Raw genomic sequence first — 14,038 nt, 5'->3', positions numbered from 1 at the left:
CCGGCGTGACGACAACACAGACAACCGACAGGCACGGATGGTGGAAACGATGGACGACCCCTTATCGCGGGCAGGACAGAGCAAAACGAAGCCATTGGCGGACAAGCGCCGGCGGATGAATCCCTCGGAGCGCGAGGCTCAGATCGTCGAAGGGGCGATCGGTTTTTTTGCCGAACACGGATTTGAAGGCAAGACGCGCGATCTCGCCAAACGCCTCGGTATCACCCAACCGCTCCTCTACAGATATTTCCCCAGCAAGGAGAGCCTCATTGAAAGGGTCTATCAGGAAATTTATCTGCAGCGCTGGAACCCCGAATGGGAGAGCCTCATTCCCGATCGCGACCGTCCGTTGGTGGATCGCCTGACAAGATTTTACAAGGAGTATGCGCGGGCGGTGTACGATTTTGTCTGGGTGCGAATCTTTCTCTATTCGGGCCTGAAGGGCGTTGATATCAACGATCGCTATCTGGCAATCATCAAGGACAAGATACTGGTTCCGGTTTGCCGGGAACTGCGTCACGACAATGGATTGCCGCCAATGGAGGACGTGCCGTTCAACAACGAGGAGCTGGAGCTTGCCTGGGGGCTGCACGGCATGTTCTTCTACCGCGCTGTTCGCCATTTTGCCTACGGGCTGCCAATCGCAAAGGACATCGATCGTGTCATCGAAAACGACGTCAGGGTTTTCGTAACCGGCGCCCGTGCCGTCCATGGCTCCATGCTGGAGCGCGCTGACAGGTGACCAGGCATTTCACTGGCAATGTCAACAACGTGGTATCCACTGATGTGCAATCCGATGCCATGCTTCAACTAAGTGTATTATATATTTGAAGAAAATTGGTAGCGGGAGACTGCTACCACCTGAAACCCCAGACTGAAAACATTGCTGTTTTTGTGTTTGAGGGGCCGGCGCTCTAACTTGCTTTCATCTAATATTTTTTCACAATTACGTCTAAAAAATCACACAAAAACCCGCCCGCCTTGCCAGGCAGGTTCAAATCGCGGGCCCGCAACCACCGAGACCGACACTCACTCGCCATACCGATCTGATAGAGGTATCCGGCCCAACGCGCCAAGTGCGGCGAAGGTCCGGAGGTAACCTCAATCCGGACATTTGTTGGCCGATTAGGCGCAATACCCGGCTTAGACATTGAGGGCGGAAGGGGCTTGGAGCACGCACGGTATTGCTGCTCAGCATGATGCAAAACCTCGACGCACGCGGCTATGCTCTATAACGATACTTAGTGGCGCGTATTGTGATGTGCAAACAGGAAACACCCCTCATATTCACTCAATCAGGCGGCATCTGCCATCCCAAAGCCTCGGCCTTTTGAAAAGCCATCTGGTTTTGGTTGTAACAAAAGTCAGCTAAAGGGCGCAGTTCTTTAGGAATGGATTTCGGATCGGGGAACGGCTCCAGGATATTTTCATTCAGCAGATGATAATATGCCGTGCCCTTTTTCACCATGGCATAGGCGTGTGTGGGGAATGCCTCTAGAAGCACGTCAGCAACCGCAATGGCCTCCTCACGCTGGTCTTGTTCAAGCAGAAACTCCAAAACGGTAGTTGCCATCACCGCCAATGTCTCGCGCCGAGAGAGCTTTTTCAGGTAAACGCCGTTCTTTATAGCCACCTCGCTCATTGGTGATTTTTTCTGATACCAAGTGTCTCTGGTAAATCCTGCGCCGCTGGTGGCTTCAAGATTATAGGTCTTGCCAGTTCCATCATCCGTGTATTTCACCAGAACATGCAGTGGTGCTGTTGAAAGGGTGAGATCAAGATCCAGCCGTTCGCCGAGAACAAGAAGTAAGATCGGCATGGAAACACAATTGCCCTGGCGGGTTTCAAGATATGTGGCCAACAACTTGTTTTCGATCCTTTCGCCGAAAGGATCGTTAAGGTCGTATTGAAACGGCTCAAAGCTGTTCCAGTGACCGGGTTGATACAGGAATGCCTTGAGCGCCCGCAGCCGCTCGACGCTCTTATCAGCTTCCTCTATCGGGATTGTGGTCAACATCTTCCGCACAGTGCCTGACATCTCATCGAGGGTATCTACAGTTGCCCCCACATTGGTGGACGGATCGATCAGGGCATCAATTTGCAGCTTGGCAGAGGTGTAGTTCATCTTGTATGGGGAAGAAAAAACTATATTTCTGACGTTTTCAGCAATCAAATTGTGGTGCGGGTTCTCAGCGTGAACCTGTAGGGGATACAGCAGCAACACTAAGAGCGCTAAATATCGGACCGGCTCATTGTTCACTTGTATCACCAAGAAAATCTCTGAACACCGGGTAAGCGGGGCACGTAGTTATTGTTGATTACATTCAGGTGATGATCGTTTCCTGTTACAACTCCTTCAACAAAATGTTTATTGAAATATTTGGTCCAGAACGCGTCATCCTTGCCACCTAACAACATCTCAGAGAGACTGCATTTGCGGGAGTATATTGAAATATTAAGATCAAAATGAAAATTGAAACATTTGTCGAACATCTTATCAAATAGAATAAATGGTGTATTTAGATTTGAACCGTAAATAACCCACAATATGTCATGAGTGAATTCCTCAAACTGTAAAGCAAAACAGTGTCTCGGGTCGCCTGAAAATAGATATTTTGTTTTCGCGAAATTATTCTTGACATGTTTTTTTACAATCGCTTCGAGCGACTTACCTCCCACTGAATGGTCTTCATGGTTCGCAACATCAAAAGGTATTGGATTGTTCACGAAGTCGGCATCAAATCTGGGAAGGCACTCAAAATTTGAATGTTCTGACTCTTGGCTGCTTATTAGGCTATCAAAAAACAACTGATGATGTATTTCGTTGGCTTCTGAGACCGTCAAAAAGCGACCACCAAGAGCTTCAAGCTTATCCCGATCATCTCTGAAAAAATCCTCTGTCATGTATCGAGTAAGCGAATCTTGCCGAAAGAAGTCTTCAACCATCATTATTTCTCCCTCTGCCAGAGGCATTCACATCGCTACTGTTGTTGCCGTCACTTTCTTCGCTCTCCCCATTTTGCGTATTTCCGGTATCAGTTTCTGCAGGGTCAATTATCGAGCCCTTGATCCGTGCCTTTTTTGCGCCGGGTTTTGTAACAGCAAATCCTGGTCTTTTGGTGGATGTCCGACCCTTATAAATATCGACTTTTGTTCCGTCAGGGAGAGTTGTGGTTGTGCCACCGTCAGTCCCATGTTGCTTTGCACCCGGTATTCCTGCAAGTGCCTCTTCAAACCCCTTCGTTGTACCCTCAACATCAAATGCTTTGCGGCCCTTGTCTGTTGGAACAGCGCCACCAAAAATAGCGTCAACATCTGGATTACCCGACTTAATGCCAGTCGATTTCGAGATTTGGGCATCTTCAGAACCTAATATTGCCAATCCAATCGCTAAGCCTAACGCAGCGCCTAGCAATCCAAAATCGTTTTTCGGATCAAACGATTTGGAATGCGGTGACACCGGCTGGATGGAGTTGCCATATGTTTTACTGGCATTAGACCTATACCTATCTGCTCCTAGAATACCCACGCCAGGATCAGCAAACTGATGTCCGCTTGGATCGGATTTGTTTATCGGATCGTTTTGTGAGTAAGAGTATCTGTTTGGTCCAACTCCCGGTATGTTTGGATCCCAATCGTCTGGAGAGATGAAACGGACCATTTGCACATCAAGAGCTCGTGCTTGTTTAAATCCGTTGATTGCTAAACCTGACGCTGATGCATAAGCTCCAACCAAAGCATGAAAGGCAAAAGCCAAGGCTAACATTGTTGTAGAAATGAGCCTGTACATCACGGTGCCACCCCTCAAGATGTGAATCGAATCGGATTGGCAGAAATCAGGCCAGCTGACACAACAAAGCGCAACTACTGATTACTAGCTATTGCGGTTGTACTCGCCCCTATCCACAACTTCACATTCATGTACCATAGGAATTGTCATCCTGCCCTAAATCACAACGCCAATATCTAATCAAATTGCCAAGATGGATCGCCCGCTGACCGGACACTGCATCGCCCCTACCGTGACATGTGGGGCGCCGATTGGACGGAGGTTGAATTTGAGCCGACGGGTGTGTGTTTCAACCTGACAGTGTCGGCCTGGATCGATCTTTTTAAGGATAGCCGACCGCATTGTATGCGCCGGCGCCGCAAATCGCTCCAGGATCATCGATTTCGCTAATTGTTGGTTGCAGGTAAATTGAACCTACGGTCAAAATCTGGGATGTTCAGTCGAACAGCTAAAAGCGGACCACCGTCCCAATTTGGCTGGTCTTTGACTCAGTTGGATAATCTTAGACCAATTTGGTTGTGGGGGCAGGGTTTGAACCTGCGACCTTTAGGTTATGGGACAGATGGAACTGGATGCCTACAGATCCAATTTAATTTCCCTTTGTAGATGTCATACAGTTATCTTATAACATACTGAAATTTAATAATAGTTTATCCAGTTCATGATAACCGCACCCCAATCGTTCTTGTCAGGTACGCGCCTTTTCAAACGCCATCCAGGCCTGTTCGAATGCGGTAAAATCAAACTCCGGCCGGCGAGCTGGCTCCAGTACCAGTTTCTCGGTTTCGAGCAACTTGAGTATCGCAGCCGCCAAATTCCCAATGACCTCGTCGGGGATGGCGAGTGCACCGTGCCGGTCGGCATGGACAAGGTCACCGGGTTTGACGGTCAGGCCAAACACCTCGACTGACACATCGATCGCCGTCATATGAACAAAGCTATGGCTCGGCCCGATCGAACCCGCGACAACAGGAAGACCGTCCGGAAGATCCCCGAGATCACGCATGACCCCGTTGGTCAGTGCGCCGGACAGGCTGAACCTCTTGTGGACCGTCGCGTTGATCTCGCCCCAATAGGCACTGACGCAACCCGGTTAAAGACCTCCGGACCCAGCGCCATCGCCATTTCCATGCACAGATCCAGAATTGCCGGCTTGTCCGGGCCATCGGCCAGATAGTTCGGCTTCATTTCGTCGCGGATCACCGCTCTCAGGTCGCCTTGACGCACCTGTGCCATCTGCACGGCGCGACGCTGCCTGACATCCTCCAGTTCGGCCTTTGGATTGGTGTCCATCAGTGCAGCCGCTCGATCCGCCCTGCAGCCTGGCGATGATCTCCATGGCAACGATACCGCCCATCCACAGTCCGGCAATTGCAAAACGGTCAGGTGCGTCGTCAAGCACGTTGCCGGCGAGCGCCTCCACGCTATCGTGGCTGTCAATGGGTAGGACCAAGACCCGACGTTCCTTTCCCAGCACTTCGAGTTGCGGCGCAAAAAGGCGCGTCGCACATCATGCCGGGCAGGAAGACGAGCGGTGTCATGCGTCAGGCCTGCCCGACCCATGTCGCGCCGGCCGGGTCGTCGGTGTTGCGGATGCGGTACGTGCTGGCTTCACCCGTCATTGACGGAAGCAGCGAATGAACAAGTCCGGGCGGAACAGCACAAGTGTCTCCCGGATTGAGGACGGTCGATCCGCCCTCCCAGGACAGCCGCCAGTGTCCGCGTACCGGCATCAGCACCTCGTGGCGGTCGGTAGAATAGTTCTCCGGCGGGATAGATCCACGTGTCAGGAACTCGACCTCGAAACCTGGCCGATCCTTCAATAGCGCGTCCGATCCGATAACCTTCGCCGGCTGGCAGTCGGCGAGGGCGACGAGGTCCCAGTATCGGGCAACACAGTTCGGCACCACATCGGATGTGCCGGGTTCACCAAATTCCTTCAGTTCCTCATCCGTCAGCAACGGCATCGGCCGCACTCCATCGGGGAGCCTCTCGCCTTTCTTTGTATCGTAGAGCCGGCCGGTTTCGGCCAGCACAAGGCCATGGTCATGGGCGTCCTCGACAACCTGCGGCGCCCACAGAACACCGCCACCGGCGTCGTTTCCACCAAGGATCGCCATGATCATCCCGTAGTCGTTGCCGATATTCTCAAAGCCGCGGAACACGCCGGTCGGAATGTTGAAGATGTCGCCCTCTTCAAGCGTTACTTCACCGGCATCGCCCCAACGACCCCAGAAGAACCGCCAGCGCCCCTTGAGAACAAAGAAAACTTCAGCCGTACGATGCGAATGCAATGAGTTGCGGCATTTTGGCGGCTGGCCCGCTGCGCCGATATTGAAGCCCGGCGTTTCCTCGATGTGGACATGCTGATCTGTGCTTTCCGACACCCCGCCGCCGATGATGGTGAAGTTTTCCTTCTGTTCGGATCCGGGCGTGTGCGCATCAATGAATGCGGTTTTGCAGGGGACAAGATCCCCGTAGCGAACGATGCGCGTTTCCATTTCCTGAGGTGTCATCAAATATCTCCAATAAAAGCGATTGCTTTCGGGGCAGACGCCAACGTTCGGCGGCAGACCTCAGGTCCAGCCTTCGGGGACGCGAGCGCTGTTGCGGATGATCAATGGGCCATCGATTTCTAGTTTCTGCGGCTCCGTTGCATCCCCTTCGATCCTGGCCAAAAGCATTTCTACCGTCTTTTCGACCATCTGATTTGCCGGCTGCCGTACCGTAGTCAGCCCGTAAGTCGGCCAGGCGGCCATCGACACATCGTCGTAGCCGACGATGGAAACATCCTCCGGGATGCGAAGCAGAAGCTCGCAGCGGACCGTATCCATCACCGCGAAGGCCATATGATCGTTACCGGCAAAAATTGCGTCGGGCACTTCGGTTGCCGAAAACAGCCTGCGCGTAGCTTCCATCGCCTCCTCACGGCGAAAACGGCTATCGATACATCTGATCATGTCCGCGCCGGCAGCCTTCAGGCCCGCAATGAATCCTGTCCGACGGTCGCGACCCGTCGAAGAACCTTGCCACCCGGATATGTGCGCAATTCGAGTGTGCCCGCCGGCGACAAGGAATTCGGCAACCCGGCGACCACCATCGAAATTGGCCGATGTGACTGACGACAAGCGCCGGTCATCCTGACCACGGTTGAAGAGGATAAGCGGAATTCCCTCGCGGTGTATCCGCTCGGTCAGCTTGTTGGAAATTCCGACGGAGGCGATGATGATACCGTCGACCTGATGCGCCAGAAGATCTTCCACAACAGGATCTATTTCTTCGGCCTGATTGGCGGCCAGGAAGACAAGGATATGATAGCCTCTTTCTTTCAGCGCCAGTGAGAGCTTCTCGAGTGCCTCCGGGTAGAACGGATTGTCGAGATAGGCGACGATCAGACCGATTGTTCGCGACCGTCCGGTTATCAGAGACCGAGCCAGCGTGTTGGGCCGGTATCCGAGTTCGTCAGCCGCGCACTTGACCCGCTCCTCCAGTTTCGGCGAAACACGCATGCCGGGCGTAAAAACCCGACTGACCGTCGGCTGGCTGACGCCGGCGCGGCGGGCGACATCGGAGGACGTTACGCGCTCAGCCATGGTGATAACCCTCATGTGCAGGGGGCGGTCTCATCTTGTTCCCATCATGCACGGATGCGTTGTTCGGTCTTCGGATCAAATAGGTACAGATGCTCCGGGCTAACTGTCAGCCCAACGACTTCTTCAATATCCTTGCGTAGATGGCGGTCGCCGCGCGCAATTACTCGCTGCTTGCCGAATTGAACGGTCAGCATGACGCTCTCTCCGGTATTTTCATAGGCGTAGATCGGAACATCGATATCGCCCTGGCCCGGCTCCGCGATGCCGACATCTTCGGCCCGTACGCCGAGGGTAACACTCGGCAAATCGCCAACGCCGGTCTTTACCAGTTGCGTGCCTCCGGTCGTGGTGAACCAACCGTCCTTCACCGATCCGCTGATGAGGTTCATCGCCGGCGAGCCGATGAAACCCGCGACGAACAGATTGGCAGGATCATTGTATATCTCATCGGGCGTTCCCAACTGTTGGATGACGCCGCTCTTCATTACGGCAACACGGTCCGCCAGCGTCATGGCCTCGATCTGGTCGTGGGTGACGTAGACCGTCGTTATCTGAAGCTGGTGCGACAAGTGCTTGAGTTCCGCGCGCATGGAAACACGCAGTTTGGCGTCAAGATTGGAAAGCGGCTCATCCATAAGGAAGACCTTGGGAGTGCGCACAATTGCCCTTGCGAGCGCAACACGCTGCCGCTGTCCGCCGGAAAGAGCCTTCGGCTTGCGGTGTAGAAACTCCGTCAGTTCGACCTGGGCAGCCGCCTTCTCGACCCGTGGCCCGATTTCGGGCTTCGGCGTGGCGCGCACCTTAAGAGGATAGGCGATGTTGTCGTAGATCGTCATATGCGGATACAGGCCGTAATTCTGGAACACCATCGCAATGTCCCGGTCTTTCGGCAGATCATCGTTGACGACCCGGTCGCCGATGCGGATCTCTCCGGCGGAAGGCTCCTCGAGCCCGGCGATCATACGCATTGTTGTCGTCTTGCCGCAGCCGGACGGCCCCAGGAGTACGAGGAACTCCTTGTCGGCGATATCGAGCGACTGATTGTCGACACCGATAAACTCGCCCCAGCGTTTGGTCACATTTGTCAGTTGAACCCTTGCCATCAGCGCACGGCTCCCATTGTCATGCCCTGCACGAAATATTTTCGGATGATCAGGGCGAGGATGAACATCGGCAACATGATGATTATTCCGGCTGCCGACAGAAGATTCCACAAGTCGCCTTCCTCAGCCTTGAACAGCGCAAGTCCGATCGGCAGCGTAACGGCATTCTTGTTGGTCAATATCAAAGCGAAAAGAAACTCGTTCCAGGCGATGATGAAACAGAAGATGCCGGCCGTGAAAAGACCGGGTGCGGCCATCGGTAGAACAATGTTGCGGATGACCTGAAGCCGCGTCGAGCCGTCGACCATCGCCGCCTCTTCGGTATCGAGCGGGATACCATCGATGAATCCCTTGATCATCCAGATCGCAAACGGCATGACGATCGCAAGGTTGACGAGAATAAGACCGACCCTGGTGTCGAGCAGGCCTATGTCGCGGAACATCACAAAAAAAGGAAGAATGATCACAACGGCCGGTACGAACTGGGTCGCCAGGATCATCACCAGCATCGAGGTCTCGCCTCGCAGGCTGAATCGCGAAAACGAATAGGCCGCGCATGTTGCGATCGGGATCGCGAAAAGCACGGTTACGCCGGCAACGACCGTCGAGTTGAACAGCTTGTGGCCGAGATAATAGGGTGGTTCGAAGACGGTTTTGAAGTTCTCGACTGTCGGCACGAAGAAGAGCTTGAGCTGATAGACATCAACATGACTCTTGAAGGCCGCAAGAAAGATCCAGATGATCGGGATGATCATAATGAATGCGGCAACGAGAATCAGAGCCAGTTGAACCACGTCCCAGAATTGCTTTTTCTGCTTTCCGGTCATCACCTCAGCCCTTCTTGAATACGAATTTGGCATAGAGGTAGGTCAGGAAGATCATCGGTATCACCATCAACCAGGCAACCGAGGCCGAGTAGCCGATCTGACCGTATTTGAGGCCGTTGAAATAGATGTAGTGGCTCAGCGTCTGGGTCGCTGTGCCGGGCCCGCCATTCGTTAACATGTACACCTGATCGAATGTCTTGAGTGAGAATATGGACTTCAGGATCAGGACCACCGCAAGGACCGGCATAAGCTGCGGCAGCGTCACATCGCGAAACACCCGCCAGCCGGACGCACCGTCGACCTGGGCGGCCTCCACCGTATCACGCGGCACGGAGGCGAGACCGCCGATAAGCACCAGTGTCAGAAACGGGATCCATCCCCAAACATCCGCCATCACGCAGACCGCAAAGGCAAGAACCGGATCAGACAGCCAACTGATATCGGCAAGCGGCGGGAAGATCAGGCCGAAAAAGGCATCGAACAGGCCGAATTCGGGATTGAACATGAACCGAAAGGAGACCCCGATAAGTGCCGGCGACATGGCGAAAGGCAGAATAAGCAGCGTTTGAACGCCGGAGCGGAGCCTGCCTCCCGGCGCCAGCAGCATTGCCAGACCAAGCGCGATCAGGGTTGTCAGCGCAACGGTAATAATAGTGTATAAACCCGTCACACGCACCGAGTTCCAGAATGCCGGCTCATCCAGGAAGGCCCACAGATAATTCTCCAGGCCGATATAACCCTGCGGGAAATTCGGCTTGGTTAGCCGCCCGATCGTGAATGACAGCCGGAGCGAATCGATCAGCGGCCAGATCGCGGTCGCAAAGACCACCAGCACCGCCGGAATAACCAGCAGATATTTGAGCGTTTTGTCTCGCATTTGAAGTATAGGGGGCGGGAAAACCCGCCCCGCCTTTTCTTACTGGATGCGCCCGGCGCGCTTCAGGATGCGGTTCGACTGCTCGGCCGCCTCGATCATGAGCGCACGCGTGTCGCCACCGGCTGCTGCCTTGGCAATTGCGGCAGACAGGATGTCGCCGACTTCTGGCCATTCTGGAATCTGAGGCATAATGTCGGATTCCTTCAGGCTGTCCCATGCGGCGGACTGGATACCGTCATTGGCAGCGTTAACGTCCGGATCCGTCAAACTCGAAATGTGGGTAACCACATTGTTGACGATCTTCTTTCCGCCGACCTCCCGCTCGATTGCGTTGGCACGGTCCATGTCCGGATTGGACAGCCATTTAAGGAATTCCCATGCAGCTTCCTTGTTCTTGGAATACTCAGAAATGGAAAACGGCATGGAGATCGCATAGGTTTTGGTTTTGCCGTTGTAGGACGGCATACCCGCAAACGCCACCTGTTCCTTGCTCAGGGTCGAACTGTCCGGATTGTAAAACCCGGAGTAGGCCCACCACCAGACAGGGATCATTGCCGATTTGCCCTGCATGAACGACTGTCGCGCATCCTGCTCGTTGAATGCGACCGAGCTTGGATTCGTCACACCATGGGCGGTGTGGAGTGCGACATAGTCCTCGGTCGCCTTAAGCGCCTCTTCGCTTGTCCATGCGGCCGTCCAGTCGTCATTGAAGACGTCAGCCCCTGCCGCCCAAAGGAAGTTCAGCCATATAAAGAGATTTTGGCGGTTGCCGTCATTGTTGTAATAGAGGGCGAGCGGCGCGACATCAGGATTGGATTCCTTCAGTTTCTTGCCGATCTCGATGACCTCTTCCCAGCTTGTGGGCGGTTCGGGAACCAGGTCCTTGCGATAGAACATGAGCTGCGGATGAGCTCGCAGCGGAAAGCCCAGCGTCTTGCCTTCGAATTGCGCCGAGCGGGCAAAAGCATCCGGATAACGCTCCATGGAAATACCGTCACGCGACATCAGGTCGTCAATCGGCATAAGCCAGTGACTATTGGGCGGCCCCCAACTATCGAGGTAGTTAACGACGTCATAGGCGCCGTTCGCGGCTATACCCTCTGCCGCAATCTTCTCCTGTAGTGATCCGAACGGAATAAAGGTCCATTCGGTTTCAATGCCCGTCAATTTTGTGAATTCGTCGTCCCGCAGCATCAGGCCGTCGAATTGCGGCGTAACCACCGACAGGATGTTGAGCTTTGTGCCTTCATAAGGCTTGTCTGGCAAAAGACCGTATTTCATATCATCGGCAAATCCCGTTGCCGGAATCGCAACGGAAAGCGCCGCAGCCGAAAGAACAGTCATAAGCGTTCTTCTATTTAGAACCATTTTTCTCCTCCCTAGGACATCCGCAAAAATTCCGCGGCAATGGCAGGTTATGATATTGTGAATACGTATTCAAGAAAAATCTGAATACGTATTCACAATAGCTTGCCTGGTGTTACGGAGCTAGGACCCGAGCTACACAGTTTCGGCGCGATGACCGTGACAATCCCGTTGACCGGTCATGACGACAACCCCCTCAAAAGTCGTCGATCTTTGCACGGCTATATCTAGATTGGCGGCGCCGGTTCCGATAAATTTACCGACCGAGGATCTTCATTTCAGTACCGGCAACGAATTCGAGCCACTCCTTTTGCCGGATGACCCGTATCGATTGCACAGGACACTTGTCATCCGCAATTTCTGCGTGGCGTTTCCCCACTCATTGTTGTTTTCCGTTTCCTTGCAGGGACCAGGTCGATCGATGTGGTGTCGTTTGCATTCAGCGGATTTCCGGAGCGCCCTCGTGCTCAACCGTTTCTGCCAAACAGGTCCAGAGATCCAATTCAGCTGTCAAACGATCGCGACCCGGTCGCGGGTCAGCCATTCGCCGCTTATATGATTGTTGGAACATTGGCAGCCCCACTCATCTTTCCTTCCTGCCTATCCCGCTGCCTCGCCATAGGGCACATTCTTTCCGCCATAGCGGCGCACACGGATGTTTGCCTGCTCGGCGTGGCCGACAAAACCTTCAAGAAGGCACAACCGCGAGCAATAGGCGCCGATCTCGGCGGCCGCTTCATCCGTTGTCACTTTCTGATACGAGTGGGTCTTCAGGAACTTGCCGATCCAGAGCCCACCGGTGTAGCGCCCGGCCTTTTTTGTCGGCAATGTGTGATTGGTGCCGATAACCTTGTCACCATTGGCGACATTGGTGCGCGGCCCAAGGAACAGCGCTCCGTAACTGGTCATATTTTCCAGAAACCAGTCGTCCCTGTCAGTCATCACCTGCACGTGTTCGGATGCGACATCGTCAGCGACATCGAGCATCTCCTCGTAAGTATCGCAGACGATAACCTCACCGTAATCACGCCAGCTGACGGAAGCTGTATCCGACGTTGGGAGTAGCGTCAGCAACCGATCGATTTCCATCAGCGTCGCCTCCGCCAGCCGGCGTGAATTGGTCACCAGCACCGCCGGTGAATTAAAGCCATGTTCTGCCTGCCCCAGAAGATCGGTAGCACATAACTCCGAGTCCACCGTTTCGTCTGCAATCACCATGGTCTCTGTCGGCCCGGCAAAAAGGTCGATACCGACAAGGCCGTAGAGCTGTCGCTTGGCTTCGGCGACAAAGGCGTTACCCGGCCCCACCAGCATGTGAACCGGCTCGATCGTCTCGGTTCCAAGAGCCATCGCTCCAACCGCCTGAATTCCGCCAAGCACGTAGATTTCATGAGCGCCACCGAGATGCATCGCGGCGATTACCGCGGCATTGGGCTCGCCCTTGAAGGGAGGAGTTGCGGCAATGATGCGTGGAACACCGGCAACTGAAGCCGTCGCCACCGACATATGAGCCGATGCGACCATCGGAAACTTGCCGCCGGGCACATAGCAGCCGACAGACTGTACCGGAATGTTCTTGTGACCCAGTATGACGCCCGGCATCGTCTCCACTTCGATATCGAGCATGGAGTCACGCTGCGCCTGCGCAAAATTGCGCACCTGTTTCTGTGCGAACAGGATATCTTCCATGTCGCGCGCCGGTACGCGGTTCATCAAAGCCTCCACCTCTCCGGGAGAAAGGCGAAATGACGGCGGTGAGTGATTGTCGAATTTTTCGCTCAGTTCCCGGACAGCCGCATCGCCGCGAGCGCCAATATCGGCGAGGGCAACTTCCACGATCGAGCGCACCTTGGCATCTTCTTCTGAGCGCTCCACCTCCGGCTTTCCCCGCTTGAGATATTCGATGGCCATTTCATTTTCTCCTCAATTCTCTTGCGGCACTGGAGGCTGCTTTCTGCACGGTTGAAGACTTCCTTGCCCTCACCCTCAAATTAATCGACATCGAGCTACAGCACGACATATGCAAAAACGGCCACAGCACTATGCGCAATTCATTTTGCATAGGTATGCAACAAGGCTAAACTCCAATTCCAAAGTTTGGCAAGCCCAATTTTGAATTCGTATGCAAAAAACGACAAATTTATACAGATGCAGATAATCGCCCACCTTCGCATCTACGCATTTTCCCAATCACGGCACACGATTCAGGCAATTCCGCTGTCTTTGCCAGACGGTTTCGGCGCTGTGCATGCCTCAACAGCTTGTCAAACGGACAAGATCCGCCCCTGGGCAATCCAGGGCACAATGAGGCCAGTCATCCGGCCCAGCGCCTCCGGGAGGACGGTGGCCAGGTCGGTTTGTATATCGCGGAACAATATGATCGTACGCTGAAGCTCGGACGACGCGGTAAGCGTGCAAAACGTTGTCATACGTATGCGCATAAAATTCACAGATTTTGTAACCCGCAACGGGGTAGTCGTTTT

Annotated in this window: 13 protein-coding genes; 1 reads left to right on the top strand and 12 read right to left on the bottom strand. The window is 54.0% G+C overall.

Annotation, left to right across the window (positions count from 1 at the left end; genetic code table 11):
- Window positions 1–49 precede the first annotated feature (49 nt).
- Window positions 50–742, top strand: a complete 693-nt coding sequence (locus ABVT35_RS18825; RefSeq protein WP_368468391.1) for a TetR/AcrR family transcriptional regulator — start codon at window positions 50–52, stop codon at window positions 740–742.
- Window positions 743–1,291: 549 nt separating this feature from the next.
- Here the strand turns inward: ABVT35_RS18825 and ABVT35_RS18820 are convergent.
- From ABVT35_RS18820 to hisD, 12 genes are all read right to left on the bottom strand, one after another.
- Complete coding sequence (locus ABVT35_RS18820; protein WP_368468389.1) at window positions 1,292–2,260, bottom strand: transglutaminase family protein; 969 nt, start codon at window positions 2,258–2,260, stop codon at window positions 1,292–1,294.
- Window positions 2,261–2,265: 5 nt separating this feature from the next.
- Window positions 2,266–2,949 (bottom strand): hypothetical protein, encoded by a 684-nt coding sequence (locus ABVT35_RS18815; RefSeq protein ID WP_368468387.1) that lies wholly within the window; start codon window positions 2,947–2,949, stop codon window positions 2,266–2,268.
- Window positions 2,939–3,790 carry an RHS repeat-associated core domain-containing protein gene (locus ABVT35_RS18810; RefSeq protein ID WP_368468385.1) on the bottom strand — a complete coding sequence of 284 codons (852 nt, stop codon included), beginning with the start codon at window positions 3,788–3,790 and terminating at the stop codon, window positions 2,939–2,941. Before ABVT35_RS18810 ends, ABVT35_RS18815 begins: the two co-directional genes overlap by 11 nt.
- 688 nt (window positions 3,791–4,478) lie before the next feature.
- Window positions 4,479–4,811: a hypothetical protein gene (locus tag ABVT35_RS18805; RefSeq protein WP_368468853.1), complete on the bottom strand. Its 333-nt coding sequence runs from the start codon at window positions 4,809–4,811 to the stop codon at window positions 4,479–4,481.
- Entirely contained in the window at window positions 4,808–5,083 is a 276-nt protein-coding gene (locus ABVT35_RS18800) for a hypothetical protein (protein WP_368468383.1), read from the bottom strand. The genes ABVT35_RS18805 and ABVT35_RS18800 overlap by 4 nt, the downstream gene beginning before the upstream one ends.
- A gap of 251 nt (window positions 5,084–5,334) precedes the next feature.
- On the bottom strand, window positions 5,335–6,306 hold the full coding sequence (locus tag ABVT35_RS18795; RefSeq protein WP_368468382.1) for a cupin domain-containing protein: 972 nt from the start codon (window positions 6,304–6,306) through the stop codon (window positions 5,335–5,337).
- 60 nt (window positions 6,307–6,366) lie between these two features.
- Window positions 6,367–7,383, bottom strand: a complete 1,017-nt coding sequence (locus tag ABVT35_RS18790; protein ID WP_368468380.1) for a LacI family DNA-binding transcriptional regulator — start codon at window positions 7,381–7,383, stop codon at window positions 6,367–6,369.
- Window positions 7,384–7,427: 44 nt separating this feature from the next.
- Window positions 7,428–8,486, bottom strand: coding sequence for an ABC transporter ATP-binding protein (locus ABVT35_RS18785; protein WP_368468379.1), 1,059 nt, complete (start codon window positions 8,484–8,486; stop codon window positions 7,428–7,430).
- A complete protein-coding gene (locus tag ABVT35_RS18780; protein WP_368468377.1) occupies window positions 8,486–9,313 on the bottom strand; it encodes a carbohydrate ABC transporter permease in 828 nt (275 codons plus the stop codon). The genes ABVT35_RS18785 and ABVT35_RS18780 overlap by 1 nt, the downstream gene beginning before the upstream one ends.
- A 4-nt stretch (window positions 9,314–9,317) precedes the next feature.
- Window positions 9,318–10,190 carry a carbohydrate ABC transporter permease gene (locus ABVT35_RS18775; RefSeq protein WP_368468376.1) on the bottom strand — a complete coding sequence of 291 codons (873 nt, stop codon included), beginning with the start codon at window positions 10,188–10,190 and terminating at the stop codon, window positions 9,318–9,320.
- A gap of 39 nt (window positions 10,191–10,229) precedes the next feature.
- Window positions 10,230–11,534: a sugar ABC transporter substrate-binding protein gene (locus tag ABVT35_RS18770; protein WP_368468375.1), complete on the bottom strand. Its 1,305-nt coding sequence runs from the start codon at window positions 11,532–11,534 to the stop codon at window positions 10,230–10,232.
- A 621-nt stretch (window positions 11,535–12,155) separates the two neighbouring features.
- Window positions 12,156–13,466 (bottom strand): histidinol dehydrogenase, encoded by a 1,311-nt coding sequence (hisD, locus tag ABVT35_RS18765; protein ID WP_368468374.1) that lies wholly within the window; start codon window positions 13,464–13,466, stop codon window positions 12,156–12,158.
- Between the last annotated feature and the right edge of the window lie 572 nt (window positions 13,467–14,038).

This window comes from Hoeflea sp. TYP-13 (assembly GCF_040932035.1).
Classification (GTDB): Bacteria; Pseudomonadota; Alphaproteobacteria; order Rhizobiales; family Rhizobiaceae; genus Hoeflea_A.
Note: the sequence above shows the minus strand (reverse complement) of the source record. Positions and strands in the feature narration are given on the sequence as shown.